At 49.5% G+C, this 18,894-nt stretch carries 22 protein-coding genes; 13 read left to right on the top strand and 9 right to left on the bottom strand.

Going from position 1 to position 18,894, the window contains the following annotated elements; genetic code table 11:
• Nucleotides 1-7 precede the first annotated feature (7 nt).
• The 3 genes from ACP5KC_RS01315 to ACP5KC_RS01325 are packed head-to-tail and all read left to right on the top strand — an operon-like array spanning nucleotide 8 to nucleotide 2,552.
• Nucleotides 8-943: a PstC family ABC transporter permease gene (locus ACP5KC_RS01315; protein WP_428286745.1), complete on the top strand. Its 936-nt coding sequence runs from the start codon at nucleotides 8-10 to the stop codon at nucleotides 941-943.
• Entirely contained in the window at nucleotides 931-1,776 is an 846-nt protein-coding gene (locus ACP5KC_RS01320; RefSeq protein WP_428286746.1) for a PstA family ABC transporter permease, read from the top strand. The genes ACP5KC_RS01315 and ACP5KC_RS01320 overlap by 13 nt, the downstream gene beginning before the upstream one ends.
• The gene (locus ACP5KC_RS01325) at nucleotides 1,773-2,552 is read left to right on the top strand and encodes a phosphate ABC transporter ATP-binding protein (RefSeq protein WP_052884127.1); all 780 of its coding nucleotides are present in this window, start codon (nucleotides 1,773-1,775) and stop codon (nucleotides 2,550-2,552) included. The genes ACP5KC_RS01320 and ACP5KC_RS01325 overlap by 4 nt, the downstream gene beginning before the upstream one ends.
• Here the strand turns inward: ACP5KC_RS01325 and ACP5KC_RS01330 are convergent.
• The 5 genes from ACP5KC_RS01330 to ACP5KC_RS01350 all read right to left on the bottom strand — a co-directional run bounded on the left by ACP5KC_RS01330 (nucleotide 2,549) and on the right by ACP5KC_RS01350 (nucleotide 7,705).
• Nucleotides 2,549-4,507, bottom strand: coding sequence for a molybdopterin biosynthesis protein (locus ACP5KC_RS01330; protein ID WP_273433880.1), 1,959 nt, complete (start codon nucleotides 4,505-4,507; stop codon nucleotides 2,549-2,551). The two genes, ACP5KC_RS01325 and ACP5KC_RS01330, sit on opposite strands and share 4 nt — an antisense overlap.
• A complete protein-coding gene (locus ACP5KC_RS01335; RefSeq protein ID WP_428286747.1) occupies nucleotides 4,504-5,712 on the bottom strand; it encodes a molybdopterin molybdotransferase MoeA in 1,209 nt (402 codons plus the stop codon). Before ACP5KC_RS01335 ends, ACP5KC_RS01330 begins: the two co-directional genes overlap by 4 nt.
• A complete protein-coding gene (locus ACP5KC_RS01340; RefSeq protein ID WP_428286762.1) occupies nucleotides 5,713-5,985 on the bottom strand; it encodes an acylphosphatase in 273 nt (90 codons plus the stop codon).
• A 92-nt stretch (nucleotides 5,986-6,077) separates the two neighbouring features.
• On the bottom strand, nucleotides 6,078-6,974 hold the full coding sequence (locus tag ACP5KC_RS01345) for a hypothetical protein (protein WP_273433883.1): 897 nt from the start codon (nucleotides 6,972-6,974) through the stop codon (nucleotides 6,078-6,080).
• 2 nt (nucleotides 6,975-6,976) lie between these two features.
• Nucleotides 6,977-7,705, bottom strand: coding sequence for a hypothetical protein (locus ACP5KC_RS01350; RefSeq protein ID WP_052884131.1), 729 nt, complete (start codon nucleotides 7,703-7,705; stop codon nucleotides 6,977-6,979).
• 71 nt (nucleotides 7,706-7,776) lie between these two features.
• Between ACP5KC_RS01350 and ACP5KC_RS01355 the strand changes: the two genes are divergently transcribed.
• On the top strand, nucleotides 7,777-8,355 hold the full coding sequence (locus tag ACP5KC_RS01355; RefSeq protein WP_424738501.1) for a DUF998 domain-containing protein: 579 nt from the start codon (nucleotides 7,777-7,779) through the stop codon (nucleotides 8,353-8,355).
• A 77-nt stretch (nucleotides 8,356-8,432) separates the two neighbouring features.
• On the opposite strand, the gene ACP5KC_RS01360 is transcribed toward ACP5KC_RS01355, so the two are convergent.
• Nucleotides 8,433-9,698 carry an alkaline phosphatase family protein gene (locus ACP5KC_RS01360; protein ID WP_428286748.1) on the bottom strand — a complete coding sequence of 422 codons (1,266 nt, stop codon included), beginning with the start codon at nucleotides 9,696-9,698 and terminating at the stop codon, nucleotides 8,433-8,435.
• A gap of 41 nt (nucleotides 9,699-9,739) precedes the next feature.
• Nucleotides 9,740-10,027, bottom strand: coding sequence for a hypothetical protein (locus ACP5KC_RS01365; protein WP_052884134.1), 288 nt, complete (start codon nucleotides 10,025-10,027; stop codon nucleotides 9,740-9,742).
• A gap of 21 nt (nucleotides 10,028-10,048) precedes the next feature.
• Between ACP5KC_RS01365 and ACP5KC_RS01370 the strand changes: the two genes are divergently transcribed.
• Entirely contained in the window at nucleotides 10,049-10,879 is an 831-nt protein-coding gene (locus ACP5KC_RS01370) for an NAD+ synthase (protein ID WP_052884135.1), read from the top strand.
• Here the strand turns inward: ACP5KC_RS01370 and ACP5KC_RS01375 are convergent.
• Nucleotides 10,851-12,110, bottom strand: coding sequence for an MFS transporter (locus tag ACP5KC_RS01375; RefSeq protein WP_052884136.1), 1,260 nt, complete (start codon nucleotides 12,108-12,110; stop codon nucleotides 10,851-10,853). The two genes, ACP5KC_RS01370 and ACP5KC_RS01375, sit on opposite strands and share 29 nt — an antisense overlap.
• A 71-nt stretch (nucleotides 12,111-12,181) precedes the next feature.
• Between ACP5KC_RS01375 and ACP5KC_RS01380 the strand changes: the two genes are divergently transcribed.
• Entirely contained in the window at nucleotides 12,182-12,847 is a 666-nt protein-coding gene (locus tag ACP5KC_RS01380; RefSeq protein ID WP_052884137.1) for a hypothetical protein, read from the top strand.
• 62 nt (nucleotides 12,848-12,909) lie between these two features.
• Complete coding sequence (gene cyoE, locus ACP5KC_RS01385) at nucleotides 12,910-13,764, top strand: heme o synthase (protein ID WP_424740153.1); 855 nt, start codon at nucleotides 12,910-12,912, stop codon at nucleotides 13,762-13,764.
• Nucleotides 13,765-13,789: 25 nt separating this feature from the next.
• Here cyoE and ACP5KC_RS01390 read toward each other — a convergent pair whose 3' ends face one another.
• Complete coding sequence (locus ACP5KC_RS01390) at nucleotides 13,790-14,686, bottom strand: UbiA family prenyltransferase (RefSeq protein WP_273434326.1); 897 nt, start codon at nucleotides 14,684-14,686, stop codon at nucleotides 13,790-13,792.
• 116 nt (nucleotides 14,687-14,802) lie between these two features.
• On the opposite strand from ACP5KC_RS01390, the gene ACP5KC_RS01395 reads away from it, so the two are divergent.
• From ACP5KC_RS01395 to ACP5KC_RS01420, 6 genes are all read left to right on the top strand, one after another.
• Nucleotides 14,803-15,417, top strand: a complete 615-nt coding sequence (locus ACP5KC_RS01395) for an energy-coupling factor ABC transporter permease (protein WP_052884140.1) — start codon at nucleotides 14,803-14,805, stop codon at nucleotides 15,415-15,417.
• A gap of 11 nt (nucleotides 15,418-15,428) precedes the next feature.
• Nucleotides 15,429-15,725, top strand: a complete 297-nt coding sequence (locus ACP5KC_RS01400) for a PDGLE domain-containing protein (protein WP_052884900.1) — start codon at nucleotides 15,429-15,431, stop codon at nucleotides 15,723-15,725.
• 2 nt (nucleotides 15,726-15,727) lie between these two features.
• Nucleotides 15,728-16,456, top strand: a complete 729-nt coding sequence (locus tag ACP5KC_RS01405) for a CbiQ family ECF transporter T component (protein WP_428286749.1) — start codon at nucleotides 15,728-15,730, stop codon at nucleotides 16,454-16,456.
• A 3-nt stretch (nucleotides 16,457-16,459) separates the two neighbouring features.
• On the top strand, nucleotides 16,460-17,176 hold the full coding sequence (locus ACP5KC_RS01410; protein ID WP_052884142.1) for an energy-coupling factor ABC transporter ATP-binding protein: 717 nt from the start codon (nucleotides 16,460-16,462) through the stop codon (nucleotides 17,174-17,176).
• A 62-nt stretch (nucleotides 17,177-17,238) separates the two neighbouring features.
• On the top strand, nucleotides 17,239-18,552 hold the full coding sequence (locus tag ACP5KC_RS01415; protein ID WP_428286750.1) for a C69 family dipeptidase: 1,314 nt from the start codon (nucleotides 17,239-17,241) through the stop codon (nucleotides 18,550-18,552).
• A gap of 76 nt (nucleotides 18,553-18,628) precedes the next feature.
• Nucleotides 18,629-18,886, top strand: coding sequence for a hypothetical protein (locus ACP5KC_RS01420; protein ID WP_052884144.1), 258 nt, complete (start codon nucleotides 18,629-18,631; stop codon nucleotides 18,884-18,886).
• Nucleotides 18,887-18,894 lie beyond the last annotated feature (8 nt).

Here is an 18,894-nt window from a genome sequence, read left to right on the forward strand (position 1 = left end):
TTTTCTAATGACGATAGTTTTATATCACTATATACGGGTTATAGGTCAGAGGAAGATGAACATACACGATGACCTGAATTTGCTCTCACTTCCATTCTTAGTGATAGTGCTAGCCATCGTGGTTGGAGTATTCCTAGTACTCTTAGTGAACTCTATGACAACCTTCACTAGGGAGGGTATAAATTTCCTGATCGGCTCCAACTGGTCCCCCTCATCTGAAACATATCAAATCCTACCAGCTCTAACCGGGACCTTCTACACCTCTGTGATAGCCGTGCTTTTAGCTCTTCCCATCTCTCTTGGCCTTGTGGCCTTCACTTACGAATATATGCCTATAACTATACGAGAAACAATAAAAAGCGCCCTCTACTACGCAGCAGCCATACCCACGGTCGTTTACGGTATATGGGGTCTCGAGTTCGTCGTGCCCGCTGTCAGGAAGTTCATTGAGTTTTGGGGTTTAACGGCTTCACCGACTGGACAGTCCATACTGGCCGGCGCGATAGTGCTAGCCTTTATGAACATCCCATACATGTCTTTGATTATAAGCGAAGTATACGGTAAAATCCCGTTCACCTACATCGAGGCCATGCACAGCCTTGGCGCTCTCGGCTATGAGAGGCTTCGGATTAAGTATGGGATGGTCAAGGGAGCCGTCCTAGGAGCCTCGCTGCTTGTCTTTGGAAAGTGTGTGGGTGAGACCACGGCAGTATCAATGGTAGTGGGGAACTCATTTAACCTTGCGCTTTCCCCTCTCATGCCGGGCATCACGATCTCTAGCCTGATAGTGAACTACGTCTCAGAGACGTCACTCTATAACTACATGACGGGCGCGCTCTTCGCCGCAGCACTCGTTATGCTCGTTTCTAGTAGCTTGTTCATACTCCTGGGGATGTGGGTTGCCAGGAGACTCGTGATAGGTGGTGGTGAGTGGGGAGGATAAGATATATTCTCGATAAAGTCTTCCTATTGCTGGTCACTCTAGGGACAGCCATGCCTGTTCTTGTTACAGGGCTAATAGCTGGAAGCTCCATTTATTGGAGTGTTAAAGCTCTACTATCGGAGGGGCTGGGCTTGTTCATTAAGCCGCCGGGTGTGCCGGGGGGCTCCGAGATAGGAGGGCTTGGACCCGTGATTCTAAATACTATTTTCATAACAGGGCTAGCCATCTCGTTCGCGGCACCGCTAGGTGTGGTTGTCGGAGTCTACTTGAGCGAGAACCGTAACGGAAAGCTCTCTAAAATTGTGAGCCAAGCGGTCCAGATGATATCTGAGATGCCTACGATAGTTATAGGGCTCTTCGTATTCAGTGTCGTATGTCTCCCGCTCGGCGGTTACTCGATGCTGGCTGGCGCTGTAAGCCTAGCTATAGCAGCACTACCATATATCGTGACACAGGTGCGTGAAACCCTTATGTCTATTCCTTCGACTTACCGGGAAGCAGCCTACTCGCTTGGTCTACCGAGATGGAAAACCGTTTGGTTCTTATTAGTGCCTATGAGTAAGAGTGGGGTCGCCTCCGCGATAATGCTTGGCTATATGAAAGCTCTAGGGGAGACCGCACCCGTTCTTCTAACTGCGGGCTTCGCCCTCTACGGCTTCTACGGGCTACTGGGACCCTCGAATACCGTTTCTCTCTTGATTTATAAGTTTGCTCAGACACCCTATGACAATTACAGGATTTTAGCTTGGGCTGCATCCGCTATCCTACTACTTGGCTCTCTCTCCCTTTCCTACTTAGTTAGAAGGGTTGTTGGTGAGGTGAGATACGCATGAGTAGTGTTGCAGTTAGGCTTTCGAACTTGAACGTGTGGTTTGGTGAGAGACAAGTCTTGTTCAACGTTAATCTGAGTGTTCCCTTGAACACCGTGTACGCTATTATGGGGCCATCAGGTAGCGGTAAGTCAACTATACTCCGAGTGATAAACAAGCTTATACTGCTTAGACCTGAAAGCAGAGTCGAAGGAAGGGTTGAGGTGATGGGCCTAGACATTTACGGTGACTCGGTCAGGCCTGACCAGCTCGCGAGGCTTACGGGAATGGTTTTCCAGACACCAAACCCCTTCCCACACCTCAGCATCTACGATAACGTGGCTATCGGTCCAAGGCTACACAATACAGTTAAGAAATCTGAACTCGATAGCCTGGTTAGGTGGGCTCTCGAGAAGTCTGCTTTATGGGACGAAGTTAAGGACCGCCTCCGAGATCCAGCATCCACGCTTAGTGGAGGGCAACAGCAGCGCCTCTGCATAGCGAGAGCTCTCGCTTTGAAGCCCAGGATACTACTGATGGATGAGCCGACGGCTAACTTGGATCCAGTAAACGCTGCTAAAATCGAGGAGGTTATAAGGGAGCTTTCACGTGATGTCACAGTGATCATCGTAACACATGACCCTGGCCAGGCGAGACGGGTTGCTAACCGTGCCGCCATATTATTCATGGGGAGGCTTGTAAGAGAGGGGCCGCTCCACTCGGTATTGCATGACTCGTATAGCCAGCTTATCCAAAGGCTGACTGAAGAATACGCTGTACAGAGAGGAGTGAGTGATTAGAATTCGTATTCTTTACCTGTCTCTCCATCCACGCGGTAGCCGGGGAACTTTTCGATGTCCTCGCCCTTGAGGCTTTTTACTCTCTCGAGAAGCCTAGCTACCTTGGGTTTTTGAAGGGATTCCTTGCTGACAATTAAATCGTATCTCTCCCATGCGAGACTTGTGAAGCCTAAGCCATATTTTATTGCGACGTATCTCAGAGCAACACCAACATCAGCCACGCCGCTAGCCACGATGTGGGCTACTGCTTCATGCGTTTTAACCTCGAACGTGTAGCCCTTTAGTTGTGCTTTAAGCTTGGAGGATGTTATACCCCTCCGCGCGGCCTCATCTTCGAGGAGTTTATCGATGAGAACCCTGGTCCCGCTGCCAGGATTCCTGTTGACAAAGCTTAAGCCCTTGTCGATCACCTCGGAAATGGACCGAACGGGTTCTTTTTCCTTCCGGTAAACGAGGCCCTGCTCTCTGAGATATCCCCTTATGAGGATGACTTTGTCAATGCCATAGCTTTTTACGTATGGAATGTTGTATTCGTTGGTGGCGGGGTCTAAGAGGTGGCTCCCCGCTATGTCCGCTATACCGCTCTTTACGGCTTGCAAGCCACCCGTACTCCCTACATTGACGAGCCTAGCAGATGCCCCTAATGTCTCGCTTACAACCTCTTGGAGAAGAGGATCGTGGCTACCGATAATGTTTACCTCTGGGCGCCTCGAGAACGGGTTTAAAAGTACCTCAACCATAGATCCCGCGGGCAGATATTCCTGGTCTTCGCGGAGTACTGCGAAGCCATCAAAGAGAGAAATTAAGGAGACCCTCCCACTATGTCCGGGAAGAGGGAAAACCTTCATTCCGGAATACTTCTGGACAAGTATGACGGGTATAAATGACCTTATCCCTGGCTCGTTTCTCAGAGGCAATGCCAGCTCGGCCCTCACAGCCTCGATCGAATGTTCTCGTAATCCTTGGAGCTTAGACACGATTGGGATAAGGTACAAGTAGACTGTTTGCATACACGACATTGGAAAGCCCGGCAGGCCTAGGAGGATCTTGTCTCCGTGGAGAGCAACAACCAAAGGCCTCCCTGGCTTTTCCCTGACACCATGAATGATGATCCCTGGTTTTAGCCTCGACATTGCCCGGTAGGTGTAGTCCTCTAGACCCGCACTTGTACCACCTATTGTTACAACTACGTCGTTCTCCTCCAGTGCCCTGTCTATGTACTCGCCTATCTGAGAGGGATCGTCGAGCGCCCTCTCGTATATCTTTGGCTTTGCACCGAGAAGCTTCATGAAGGCGTAAATCATGTGCGAGTTGGAGTCGTAGATCTGGCCGTACTCGAGTCTCTCGCCCGGGTATTTTATCTCGTTGCCAGTGGGTATTATGCCTACACGAGCCTGCCTGTAAACCCAGACTGTTTTAAGCCCCGTAGCTGCAAGTGACGAAACCAGGAGAGGCGTAACGAGTTCACCCTTCCAGGCTACAACTTCCCCCCTAGCAATGTCTGAGCCAGCCGTGTCGACGTTTTCCCCATGGCTTACGCTCCTGTAAAAGGTAACCTTATCCCCCGAGGCGTGCGTGTACTCCACGGGAACCACAGCGTCTGCCGGATATGGTACAATCGCGCCAGTTGAGACCTCAACGGTTTCACCCGAACTTATGTGGGGTACTCGAGTCTCCCCTGTCGAAAGCTTCCCCACAAGCTTCAGGGTCTTTGGCCTATCCTCGTAAACCCCGACCAGATCACTGCTTAGAACGGCATACCCGTCGACTAACGCGCGAGTGTAGGGCGGATAGTCTATAAGGGAGTAAACGTTGCGGCTTAGAACACGCCCGACAGACTCCTCCAGGGGGACTTCTTCTTCTCCTAGGGGTTCTAGACGACGATAAGACTCTATTATCTTTAAAACCTCGTCGACCCCCACCAGGTTCCTGTATATTTTTCTCTCACTTGTCACTCATCAACACCCTTGTAGAGATGTACCTTGACGATTTCCCCTTCCTCGTACCCCTCCACCCCCTCCGGTACTATAAGGAAGCCGTTGCCCCTAATAAGACTTGCCAGCGAGCCAGAGCCCCCCAGCATCACTGGTTCAGCACAGAGCTCCTCGCCACACTTGTAGACTCTGACTCTAGCAAATCCAATCACGCCCATCTTAACGGTTACTCTACGCGTGAGGCGAGCCTTAACTACTGGATATTCCGGTAGCCTGAGGCCCGCTGCCCTAAACAGGGGTTTAAGGACGACTTCGAGTGTTGAGAGTGCTGCAACTGGTAGACCACTCATAGCTATGAATGGTCTACCATCCTTTATGGCTAGGCAAGCTGTTTTCCCAGGTTGAACCGCGAAACCGTGTACCATATACTCGGGCCTCATTTTCTCCAGAGCCCTCACAGTGAAATCATGGCCACCCATGGATGTGCCTCCGAGCATGATGTTGAGATACGACTCTCCTCTCTTCAACCATTCGAGTATGTCGCCCTCCTCGTCACGCGAGAAATCCACTTCCAATACCTTGAAGCCGTGTTGTTCAAGCCAGGCTTTCACAAACATATGCGTGAAGGGCCTGAAGAAAGACCCGCTTACTATCTCGTCGCCGACGTTTAAAATCCTTGCAGTGGCTTCGAAAACCCGAAGATGTTCTCTACCCTCGAGAATTAACGCCGCTATTGCAGGGGGTGTCACAATCTCTCCTCTCTTTATTATGGGTAAACCTGCATCGTACTCCTCTCCGGGCAATGAGACGTTCTCGTATGGCGCCACGCGCTTCAAGATGAAGACCTTACCTTTGTCCTCAAAGGCATCCTCGACCGGAATTACCGCGTCGGCACCCTCAGGTAGTAGAGCGCCGGTCTCTATCCTTGCAGCCTGGCCAGGTTGTAGGACGAAGTCCACACCTCCTAGAGGTCTTAGAAGTTCTGATCTCAAATCTAATGGTACGGGAGCACTAGGGGAAGCTGCTTCAACGTCGACTGCCCTCACTGCGTAGCCGTCAACGACACTCTTACCACGAGGAGGAAGCCTGAACGTCGAGTAGACGCTCTCAGCTGAATACCTTCCAAGGGACTGCTCTACGCCTATCGCTATTTCAGGAGGGGGGCGGAGAAGAGGGAGAGCCTCCTTGATGACTTTGGCTACGCTGTGTAGCTCTCTCAAACTCATTCACCACCTTATATGGAAGTCCTTGAATTCTCCCTTGTATTGTTCCCAGTCAACCTTTACTTCTTCAACTCTAGCAAACCTTGGACCCTTGTGAGCCCACTCTATAATCTTTAATACCTTGTCCTCCTCGCCCTCGACTACCGCCTCCACCCTTCCGTCAGGAAGGTTTCTAACCCACCCTGTAACGCCAAGCTGTCTGGCGACCTCCTGCATTGAAGCCCTATAGAAGACTCCTTGCACGTGACCTGAGATTAACAGGTGCGCCCTCACCATTTTTGCCAAGAAACAACACCTAATAATCAATGAGGATATAGGAATTTTAACTTTTACCGGGATTACTGAAATACGATAATATCGATTTAGGGTCAAGAGGTTAGGAGAACGGCTGGCTTCCAGGAGATACGCGAGGTAATCACCCTAGCGTTGAGCCTTTCAAGTATTTCCACAACCTTGTCAGCCTTGTCCTCGGGGACCACGGTAAAGACCGTGTCGCCCACCATGGCTTGACCCGCGTGTGGAAAACCCTGGTCTTCTAAGACCTGGTAAGCCCTAGCCACTTTTTCTGTGGCAAGCCTCGTCTCAATGGAGAACTTTTTAGAAATATCGAGCATTTTCTCAACTGTTGGCTCGCGTGCAAGCTCCTCTACAAGTCTCCTGCCCAGCCTGTTTATCTCGTTTAAACTTGTGGACCTCAAGACCGTGCTCTTCTTTATGGGCCCGAAGAACCCAACCACAGCAACGTAGTCTTGGCCTATGGGTATCCTTTCTACCTTGTCGTAGCCAGGTGGCCCTGGCTCAAGAACAATGCAGGCTCCGCCTAATGCTAGGCCCGAGATCGTTCCTAAGCCAGTACCTGCTAAGACCTCGACCTTATGGGCTATGCGTGCAATTGAAGTATAGGTAATTTTTAAGTCGAGAAGTCTTGACGCAGCGAGTGCTACTGCAAGCGAGCTCGCCCCGCTGGTTCCTAGCCCTCCTCCGATTGGAACCTCGACCCATTGTTTGATTATGAAGCCACCTGTATACTTGGCCTGCTTAGCAACTTCTTCTGCTGCCATCCTCGCAACAATGTAATCGCCTCTAATATCATTGAGATAGGTTTCATAGACTCCCTCCTCTGAGAGGCATACCTCTACCATTACACCCTTTTCGAGGGCTAAACCAGCACCCCTAGCCCCGGAACGCATCGGGTCTCCTTCGACAACCACTGCCTCGAAAATAGCGGAGAGCCCTGCAGGACTCCAAGCCTTGGTGCATCTCATGTCTAACCACTCTTAGCCAGGCCTAGTTTTTCGAGAAGGTGTATCACAGGAGGCGCCAGTAGGACAATAAAGGGTACCTCCGTGATATATGTCCACAAAAACCATACAAGGGCTGCCCATAGAGGAAGACCCTTCTCACCGGTAGGCAGTAGAAAGAACTGACTATAAAGCCAGACGCCTATCCCTATAACGGCTGAGCCTAGTATTAGCCCTGTGGACCCGGCAAATGCTACTCTAGAAGCCTCCCCCTTATAAATGAGCATGAAGGCAAGCGTCAAGGCTATTGTAAACACTATCGCCAGTGTTGCCGAGAAAACAAAACCTTTGTCTAGAACTCCCAGAGAAGATACCAGGTAAAGAGATGCGGAAACTGCTAGAATCTCAATCAGTGTAAGGGTTAGTGCATTTCTGGTATTCCTAACATAACGATAGACGACGCCAACCGTGTAAAAGCCTAGAAAGTTGGCTGGTACACCCACGGTTAAGCTGAGAAGAGGGTTTCCATGAATCATCATGTCGCTTATAAATATCCCTATTGCGGCCCCTAGACCACCGATGAGAGGCGAGAAGGCGATTGCGAATACAGCCGGAACAAAGACGCTTGGCCAGAATCTCACCGTGCCCAAGGCCGGTGCGAATACTCCAAGATAAGTCAGATAGCCAAGTACCGCGTACAAGGTGGCGTTGACAGCGATCAACGAGACTTGGAGAGACCTTGGAAGATTTTTCACAATGAAGGGAAGAGCTGCGGGCTTATCAAAGTTAAGTTTAACATGCTAAACATTTTATGTTGCACGTGAGCATGAAAACCATCAAAATGTATCTATTGGCTGCAGGGCCTCTAGCCTTCGTCGCGTTTACCCTCGGCGTTCTCGTTTCAGCCAGCCAGAACACGTGGTGGAGCTTAATCAGAAACGCGTTCAGTGATCTAGGTGGACCCAGGGCAACTAATCCCTGGATATTCAACTGGACCCTCATCATCTCGGGAATTTTATACATACTGTACTCTATGGGAGTCTTGGCCTACAGCAGATCACGCCTAGACTCTTTTTCCGCTGGACTGCTCTTCACAGCAGGCATATTCCTCGCGCTGATAGGAGTATATCCGAGCGGTACAAGGCCTCACACATTTGTCTCGACATGGTTCTACATTCAAAGCTTACTTGGAATCTCTGTCCTTGGTTTAAGCTTCCTTTTACAGCGTAAGAGACAGACAGGAATCATCCTACTGGGTTTAGGGGTATCAGCGATCCCCCTCGCATACCTTGTGCATGTGACTGTTGGTTGGCCGAGCGTAGCGATACTCGAGCTAGCTGGGGCTATCTTCATCCTAGCCGCTGCAATAACGCATATGGTATCAGTAATCCTATCGAAGGAGTAAGAACCCTGGTTATCTGATAAAGATTTTTTGTCTTTTAGTCGAATATAGACAACGGTGGGAAAATCAGGTCTACAACACTAGAGTAGCTCCAACACCATGGGCAACATACTCCATCCATGCTCAAATATTCCTAGGGTGCCTCTAGCACACTCCCTCTCTGTGAAGCGTGAAAGCTTATCGTTCTCCAGGAGAGGGTGATAGTACAAAATCGGGACAGGATCGTCTGTGTGTGCCCTCCGCGTATAAGGAGTCGCATGGTCCGCCGTAACTAGGACCGCGACATCCTTGTTCTCTATCTCGGCTAGGAGAGGTTCAACATAGTACTTGTCGATCGCCTCGATGCTAGCCACCTTAGCCTTGAAATCCCCGTCATGACCCGGCTCATCAGGACCCTTGAGGTGAACATAGACCACATCATTCCTGGCAAGAAGCTTCAAAGTTGCCTCAAGCCTTATCCTGTAATCCGACTCTTTATCGTTTGTTGGAGGAGAGACGGGCTCAACATCCATCTTGAGGACTCGTGCAATGCCTATTTCGACAGGCATCTCTGCCACTGCGCCGAAACGCCGGCCGAACTTCTCACCTATAGGCTGCAGCCTCGGTAGACGGCCTCCGGAGTCCCTCAAGAGTATAGCGTTTGCAGGGGGTTTACCCTCTCTCATTCTCGCATGGTTCACGGGATGATCCTTAAGGATAGAAATAGCCATCTCTGTAAACCTGTTGACGAGCTCTGCAGTCAATCTTGCCTCCTCCGTGTCCTCTAGAGGGTCTGCTTTCGCAACAAAGGGCTGAAACGTGGCCCTAGCTACAGATACATATCCATGCTTAGCGTAGGCTGGATCCGTGTTGTCAACAGCATCACTGAGCCTGTGCGTAATACTGCCTATAATCACCACGGCCCTGTGCCCCACGGTTGCTACAACCCTCGCGTAGCCGTGATGCACGCCGAGATCAAGCCCGTCCAGTGCTTTTGCAAGCTCGTGTGCCTCCTCGCTTGTGAGATTCCGGCCACACCTCCTATCTATAATTCTTCGAGTTTCCGGATCAATTGTAGCGAAGTTTGCACGGAAGGCGACCTCGTATCCTTCTCTGAGAGAAAGACCTGCGCCGACGGCCTCGAGCGGTCCTCGACCCGTGTATTCTTCGTGAGGGTTGTAGCCGAGGATTGAGATTACCGCTGCATCACTCTCGGGGGCGATGCCCCTCCCTATCGTGTACATCAGGCCACCTTTAGCCTCCTTTGCAAGTTTATCTAGCGCCGGATGCTTAGCCACTTCAAGAGAGGTCGGGCCGTCTTCAGGCTTGTCGGCAACACCATCCAGTACAAGGTATATTAGCTTCATATGATGCTAAATCATCATCCGGATTATTAATCCAATTGGTGTTAAGGCTTGTTAGTTACTTTTTCTGTCTGTTCAATGTAGCGAAGCCAGCCTTCCAAAACCCCAGGATCCACCTCCTCTCGGTAGCCAGGCCTAAGAATAACCACCTTATCTATATCGATCTTTTCGCCGAGAACTCTCCCAGATATTGTTATCTCTGAGTACTCGCCGAGAACCTCTTCTAGGATAACCGAGGAGAACTTTAGTGTCAGCCTGCCGCCGGATTCCTCAACGCTGTATAAACCACTTTTAGATGTGAAAGAAAGAAGCTTTTCCTTCGTTATAATCATTGATATCTATGAAAGGGATATATGGAGGACGGTATTAAGGTTTTCGAGAGATTTGTGCTGCCCCGAATAGACCTCGAGCTGGCGAGAAAGTCCATCGTCGAGGGACTGAAAAACTATGTTTTTCAGGTAGCTGGTAAGAAAGGCGGCGTCATAGGTGTGAGCGGTGGAGTCGACAGTGCCGTGGCGGCCCTACTTGCAGCGGAGGCTTTAGGGAGTGAAAACCTGCACCCGGTTATTCTTCCCAGCTTGGCGACTCCTAAGGAGGATGTTGAGGATGCCTTCTTGGTTGCGGAAAAAGCGGGCGTTACACGGGAAAAAGTGGAGGTTATAGAAATCGAGCCTATACTTAGATGTTTCGACAAAGCGTTGGGCCCGATGACGCATATGGAGAGGGGTAACCTAGCGGCTCGCGTCAGGATGTCGATCCTGCACCAGCGCGCATACAAGTACAACAGTATAGTTATAGGTACAGGTGATAAGAGTGAGCTCCTAATAGGCTACTTCACAAAGTATGGCGATGGAGGCGTGGATGTACTGCCGATCGGCGGTCTATACAAGACATACGTTAGGCAAATGGCTCTGCACCTGGGTCTCCCCGAGAGAATAGCGTTTAAGCCGAGTAGCCCTAGATTATGGCCGGATCACGAGGCTGAGAAGGAGATTGGATTAAGCTACGAGATTATCGACGAGATACTATTCGGGTTGTTCGATAAAAGGCTAAAACCCGAGGAGGTTAGCAAGCAAACCGGCATCAGTATGGAGATTATACAGCGTGTAATAAACATGCACCTGAAAACCGATCATAAGCGTAGGCCTCCACCCGTTATCGAGCCGGTGATCCGTTACCTGTGAGCTGCTGATCTATGACCAGGGTTACGGACTTAAAGAGCACGATGAGTAAGGGTGTGAGGAGCACCCTGAGAATAAGGCCGGCCACGAATGGTGTGTGAGGACTTAGAGCGTTGTACATCCAGCCCCCTATTATTGCTCCAATGCTCCAGGCTATCACCGGGGGGATGCCCATGAGCGCGTATACACGTCCTCTATGCTCCTTGGGAACCAGGTCTGCTCTGAGCGTCGAGTAGGCTATACCGTAGAGGGGGCCGCCGAGAGAACCCATCAGCGAAGAAAAGGCCAAGAGTGGCATCGTGTAACTTGTGTGGGGTGGGGTTAAGACGAAGACAAGAAGGCTCAAGGTTCCTAGGATGTGCCCCCATAGAATCGAGAAGCCTCTCCCCTGCTTGTCAGCTATGTATCCTGCTGGAAGGGTAAACAGGAGTCCTGTAACTCCTCCTAGAGTGGCTAAGAGTCCTAGTCCAGTTTTATCCACGCCCAGGTAATAATACATGTAATAGTTTCCTAGGAATGTTACACCTCCCAGAAAGTTTAGAATGACGTCGACTAGTATTAAGTTGGTTATGTGCTGCTTCATTACAGCGAGAGCTTTCCTGTAAGCTTCCACGAAGCCTCCATGATTATCGCTTGTGGGGAGGGTTTCCTCCATGTATCGTAGACGCATCCAAGTTATGAAGAAGCCGACTATGGCGCTAAGCAGGAAACTAAGCCTAACACCATCGACTATCCCTAGAGCGTTTACGGCTGCGGCGCCGCCCAAGGGGGCTACAGAGGAGGCTAGTCCGCTCAGGAAGTTTACAAAAGCATAGGTTCGCCCCCTTGTCTGGAGCATAACAGAGTCAGCTTGTATTCCTTCAAGGGCAGGCTGGTAGAAAAGTGATAGGCTGTTGAGCCCTGTTAAGATAGCGTAGGAGCGCCAGTCGGGGGCAAAGACCATTAAAAGGTAGATAAGGGAAACGAGTAGAGTCCCGATGATTATTATTTTTTTCCTGCCGTGCCTGTCCGCTATATATCCTCCAATTACCCTGGAGGCAGCATTAGCAAGCTGCTGGAAAGACTGTACTATCGAGATATCCTCTGTTGTTGCGCCGAGCCGGCTTACATAGAGCTGTATATATGGGCCTGACATTGCTTGAACAGGCGACCATAATAGCCATCCCGCTGCAAGCACTTTTATGTTCCTGGGGAGGCCCTTAACCTTCGAGAAGACTTCCCGGAACTCTCTCATCATATATACCTCGAGAAATCATAGACACCTAGTCTTAAATTTTATTTAAGTGTACTTGATAAAAACAATGGTTGGAAGTGAAGAGACCCGTGCTCTTGACAATCATTGCAGGGATAATCCTTGCAGGAGTAATCTACTACATCTACACTTCGAGTTTTGAGGACGCAAAGGTCCTTTTATCGCATGCAAAGAGCTCCATTTTGAGCTGGAAGGGCTGGGGCTTCGAGGAACGCATTAATTGCTCGGACACTTACGTCTTCGTTAAGGGTAATGTGAGCTTGGCTACACATGAAATCTCGACAAGCATATCCGTGGTGCCTAAGCAGGGGAGCCCCGAGGCCTACCTCTTCTACTCGAATAAGAGCACCTCGCTTGTAAATCTTGAGGGGGCGTGGATCTCGAGGGGGAGAGGATGGGATGTAGAGGACCTACTAGTATTAAGGCTTCTCGACGTGGCCATGAACTCGACCGAGATATATATTAGAGGGATTCCTGAAGGAAAAGTCATCTTATTCAATTCCACTTGCGGCAAAACATGCTTGGATGTTTTCACCCTTACGGCAGCTCTAACCGAGACGAAGATTTCTAGCCCCTCTGTTGTCTCGGGCAGGATAAAGTTGACCTTGAATGGGCAGCCTGAAAGCCTGGTGGTCGTCTTTAAGGGTGAAAAAGGGGTATGCAGGTTGGAGTATGACCTTATCCCGTATAATGAACAGCCATTAATCATCAAGCCGTAAAGCCTAATTATAGCGGATTTTAGACTAAAAATTTAATATTCTCCAGGTGAGATTCTCACGCTATGAATCTAACGTTTAAAGAGTTGCTGTTCGACTTCTTCAAACTTAAACAAAGTTTGCTATTGATTTGGACCGGATTCTTCGCCTTCCTGGCGGCAAGCAACGTGAAGCCTAACCCTTCTCATCTCGTCCTGACCCTCCTCTCTATGTTTTTTACGATGTCGGGCACAGTCGGGCTTAACATGGTATTGGATGCTGATATAGATTCCTTAATGTTTCGGACTCATAGGAGACCTATTCCCTCAGGTAGACTGAGCAAGCAGGAGGGGGCTCTTCTAAGCCTTCTCGCGGTTGCTATTGGTCTCGTTCTAGGTGTAATGGTCAACTTTTGGGTGTTCTTAGCGGGCCTTTTAGGCTTTACCATAGATATAATCTTGTATACATACCTCCTGAAAAGGAGAAGTCCCTGGAGCACTGTCTTCGGCGGCTTTGCGGGTGGTATGCCAGCTCTGGGGGGATGGGTAGGAGCTACAGGAAGCCTAGACATGCATGGTGTCCTCCTCATGCTCCTTGTAGCCGTTTGGAGCAACCTTCACATATGGACTCTCGCAACGTACTATGTCGAGGATTATAGGAGAGCAAGCGTCCCGATGCTTCCCGTAGTAATGGGCGAGAGAGCCGGGGTTTTAGGCTCCATTACATCAGCTATCATAATAGGTCTGATCGTATATTCCCTTTATACTCTAGGCGTCTTAACAACATATGGGTTCCTCCTATCTATAGTTCCGCTCGTGATCGTGCTCTTTTATCTAACGAAGGGATTAATGACAAAAGAATACAAGACCTGGTCTTACAAGGCTTTCAAAATTGCCAATATGTTCATGGCTATAGTGTTTCTAGCGTTAATATTGCGATAAGGATTCATGCCTTCATTGCCTCCGGTTAGAATCTAATAACAAGGCCGAGAGCCAAGCCCAAAATATACCATATGGCGAAGTCTTGTACCAGCTTTGCCGTCATAGGGTCTGCCGTGGCAGGAATCTCTTTTTGGAACATCTTCACAAGTCTGAAAGCACTCGGGAGTGTTAAGATGGGGAGAAGCGCGGTTAAGGGTACTAGTCGAAGAGCCGTCAACACGACAAGAACCATATATGCTAGATACACTTCAAAGTAGGCGAAGAATCTTAACCCCTTTTCACGGCCGAGCAGAACTTCAAGGGTTGTGGCCCCCCGGCTTTTGTCGAACTCTATGTCCCTCAGGTTGTTTGCGGTAAGAACAGCAGCCACTAGCAAGCCTATTGGTATGCTTGCGAGGACCGGTTGTAGGTCGAGAAGGCCCGTCTGAACATAATAGGTTCCAAGCCACATGAGTGGCCCCCAGCTCAGAAAGACTGAGAGTTCTCCAAGAGCCTTGTACTTCAAGCCCAACAATCCGGAGTATCCTATCACGAAGAACACGCCGGAGAGTGCAAGGAGGATTACTATGAGGGTTCTATAGATTGCAAGTATAAAGGCGAAAAAGAGCCCGGCGGCTAAAAGTGTGAGAGCAAAATTCCTGAGCTTTTCTGGGGTTGTAAAGCCGGTTATAAGGGGGTGGGGGCGATACTGGGTTGTAGGCGCTCCTGGGATGTCAACGCCTCGTTTCGTGTCGTAGTAGTCGTTCAACACGTTTGCCGAGGCATGTAGCAAAGTTACCCCTAGAAGTGTCGCTATGAAAAATGGAAGGTTTAGGATACCTGTCAGGTAGTAGGTGTAGACCGTAGCGGCTGTGATAGAGGAAGCCGTCATGACAAATGACCAGGGTCGGGTCGCTATGAACCAGGCTCTAAGGTTCTTCATACGACATATTCTTCCCGAAAAAACTTATATTTTCATCTATTAGATTATTGTATTACCAAAACATATTATAATGAGTTAAGCATAAATAAACGGATATAGGATGTTATGCGATAACCATGCACATCCCCGACGGATACCTTGACCCCTTAACGTGCGCGGTCACCTATCTTATTTCTCTGGCCGTAGGCTTCTATGCGTTTAAAAAGGCCAAGCATGCTCCCGAGGAGACTAAAGCCCTACTACCTGTTCTTGCTGCAGCGATCTTCGTCGCCCAGATGCTGAACTGGCCTATACCTGGAGGCACATCATTGCATCTTGTAGGCGGGGCTCTTGCCTCAATCCTCGTGGGGCCCTGGCTAGCTTACCTCGCAATGGCTCTCGTACTGTTGACACAGGCGCTAATATTCCACGATGGGGGTATCACAACCCTCGGAGCAAACATTCTCAACATGGGGGTGGTAGCTGTGTTCACAGGTTATTTTGTCTACAGGCTTGCCCCGGAGAAATATAAGGTCATAGCGAGCTTTCTGGCGGGCTGGCTTAGCATAACTTTAGCAGGAATTGTATGCGGGGTCGAGCTGGGGTTATCCTCGAGCTTTCTTTATGGGCTAGGAATCACTGTTCCAGTGATGGGTGGATGGCACGCTGTTCTAGGTGTTGTTGAGGGGGCTATAACCGCTGGTGTATACGCCTATCTAAAAGCCAGGCATCCCACCCTTATCAAGGGGTGATTAACTTGAGTATGAGAGAGTATTTCATAAAATATAAGAAGGCTTTTACCCTTATCGGCCTGCTACTCGTCATTAGTCCAATTTTCGGAGTGTATTTGGCAAGCCTAATCGGGTATCACGAGCCCCTCGACATCGCCGCTAGTATGCTTGGCCTGAACGAGACTACAGAGGAGATAAACTGGACACCCTTGCTCGACTACACCGTGCCCGGTCTCCCTGACTGGCTAGGATATATCGTTTCCGGTGTCATAGGCGTGCTTGTCGTTCTTGTCTTAGCATTTGTTTTCCTTAAGCTGACGAGGTTGTAGGGTTGAAAGCTAAAGATATTGTTTTTTCCCTGACCGCAAGGATTCTCGAAGAGCTTTCAAGCAGTGAGACATCTTTGAGCTACAGCAGTTTAGTTCTCATTGCAGGCTTACTGCTCACCGCTGTGTCCTCCTTTTCAAACTCCTTGCTGGCGCTTGCCGCGGTAGTGGTTTTTAGCGGTGTTCTAGCCTTTGCGTCTAGGAAGGAGAAAAGTTGGCTTATAGTCACAGTAATCTCGGCCTTATTCTCCTTTATTGTTTCCTTTCCAGTCTACGTAAGTCCACAGCTTAACTTCAAAGGCTCTGTTGACGCAGCAACCTTCATAGCTAGGGCTACCGCATCGGCTTCAGTCTTCACCGCTTTTTACTGCTACATGGGGTGGCGTGGACTCTTAAACGGGCTGAGGGGCTTGAAAGCTCTAGGAGATATGGGTGAACATGTAGCCTTTACGTTAAGGTTCATACCGCTCTTCGCTTTTAAGGCTGACAAGATGCTTGTTGCACGTGAAGCCAGAGTATTCACGGTGAATAGAGAGCCGACGTGGAGGATCTCACTTAGCATTGTGGGAGACATTTTGGCTGCAAGCTTTATTAAGGCGTATTGGGCCAGACTGGCGTTTACCGCAAGGAACTTTGGAGAGTTGAGAGTAAAGCGAGGATCATACAGAGCAGATTTAGGGGAAATTACAATCGTCATTTTAGCAGCTATATTAATCGTCGCCTGCTTGGTGTAAATCGTGTTTGGCTGCGAGGATCTCTGGGTGTCACTACCCACAACCGGTGAAGTTTTGAAAGGAGTAAGCCTTGTAGTCAACAAGGGGGAGATAGTAGCTCTTCTCGGGCCAAACGGTAGCGGGAAAACAACCCTCATACTCGCCCTAGCCGGGCTTCTAAACGCTAGATCGGGAAAGGTAACCCTTGAAGGCGTGGAGCTTCGGCTTCAGCTGCCAGAGGCGAGGAGAAGAATAGGGGTTTTGTTCCAGGATCCTGACGATCAATTGTTTAACCCTACAGTGATGGACGAGTTAATGTTCACGCTCGACCAGCTAGGATTGCCGCCCCAAGATAAGGAGAGGAGAGTAAAGGAAGTAGCCTCCCTGCTCAACATCGAGCATATACTTCACAGGCCAGTGTATAGTCTAAGCTTTGGAGAGAAGAGGCGTGTTGCTCTTGCATCGATACTGGTTTACGATCCAGAGTACCTCCTCCTAGATGAGCCCACAGCCAACATTGACCCGGGCAACCTTAATATTATGCTGAAAGTGGTCTGCTCTCTGAGGAAAGCCGGCAAGGGTATACTCCTCGCTACCCAGGCTGTTGATCTAGTCAACAGGCTAGCGAGTAGAGTCTACGTGATGAACGAGGGTAGGATCATATGGTCCGGAGGGCCCGAAATCCCGGAAGAAGTGCTTGTAAGGGCTGGATTGAAAACTGGGCAAGTGGCATGCCAATAAAAAGGCTCAGCTCCACTTAAGTGAAAGCTTGTAAATATATATCTCTTAAGCCTTAGCACAATGTGTGCGATACTATTGTCGCCCTAAAAGATTCTACTGCTTACAAGGTTACTATTTTTGCAAAGAATAGCGATAGGGAGCCCAACGAGGCCCAGTACATAGAGATTATACCCAGGCAAAGACACGAGGAGGATTACGTCAAGTGCACTTATATCTCCGTTCCGCAGGTCAATGAGACATATGCTGTCTTTCTCTCCCGCCCCTGGTGGATGTGGGGTGCTGAGATGGGAGTAAACGAGTTCGGGGTTGCTATCGGGAACGAGGCCGTCTTCACAAAGGTTCCCTATAGCAAGGAAGGACTCACAGGAATGGACTTAGTGCGTCTAGGATTAGAAAGGGCTAAGACGGCGGGAGAAGCTCTCAAAGTCATAACGGGGCTCATCGAGGAATACGGTCAGGGCGGAAACTGCAGCCGAGAAGGCAAGCTCTACTATCACAACTCGTTCATAATATCTGACCCTAATGAGGCTTGGGTTCTCGAGACTGCGGGAAAATACTGGGTTGCAGAGAGAGTAAAGGATGTAAGAAGCATATCTAACGCTCTCTCAATAAGTAAAGGCTGGGACAGGTGCAGCAGTAGCTTAACCCAGTACGTGGAAAAGCTGGGACGTCAGGAGAGCTTTGACTTTGCTAAGCATTTCTCGGACTTATTCTTTACCACGATTGCTAGAGGGAGGGAAAGGCATAGATTTACCCAGAGCTATCTCGAAGCGCATAAGGGCTCAATCGACTTCGTAGGAGTAAGCCGTCTTTTGAGAAGCCACACCGTAAACGCAAACTATTCACCGATACGAGGATCGATGCGGGATATATGCATGCATGCCGGGGGACCTACAAGGCCAAGCCAGACCGCGAACTCGATGATAGCACTTCTCTACGAGAAGACGCCAATCATATTCGTCACGGGAACATCCTCACCATGCATATCGCTCTATAAGCCTGTCTTCCTCGAGGCTGGTCTCCCCGACCTTGGTCCTAGACCGGAGAATCGCTACAACCCTGAGGCTTACTGGTGGATACACGAGAGGTTGCACAGAAAGTTGCTTGCATCGTACCCGGATTACGCAAAGGACATCAGAAGTGAAATAGAAGCTTTTGAGAGGGAGCTCTTCCAAAGGGCTATGAGGCTACGCGAGGAGTATCTTTACGGCAAGACTACTCGAGAAGACTTATTCAGGCTAACGCAGGAGGCGTTCACTACAGGTAGAATAATCGATGAAAAGTGGACTAAATCTGTTCGGGCGAGACGTAGCTTCAACTTGCTGTTTGAGTTTTACTGGGATAGAGCAAACAAAAGAGCCGGGATTCCCACATAACTCTCAGCGAAAATGACTGCGGAGCACTCGAAACAAAAATATATTATATCTTTTTGAATAGGACTCAAGAGCCCTTATGTGCGTTATCTCGCGCACACTTGTATGTGCCTCTTCCAAAACCTACGTTTTCAACGTGAAAGAAGACTGCATCGACAAAATAGTCGGCCTCATCGAGAAAGAGGGGAAGGTTACAGCAAGGTTTGGCCCCCTAGTTAAAGGGGTATACAGAGACGCTATCGTCACCATCGTTAAGCCGGACAAGGTTCAAGTCATCCTCCAATTTAGCAAGGTGACGATAGACGAGTTCGAGCAACTCCTCAGAAACCTCCAATAACATAGTTT

This window comes from Infirmifilum sp., from assembly GCF_049970975.1.
GTDB lineage: Archaea > Thermoproteota > Thermoprotei > Thermofilales > Thermofilaceae > Thermofilum > Thermofilum uzonense.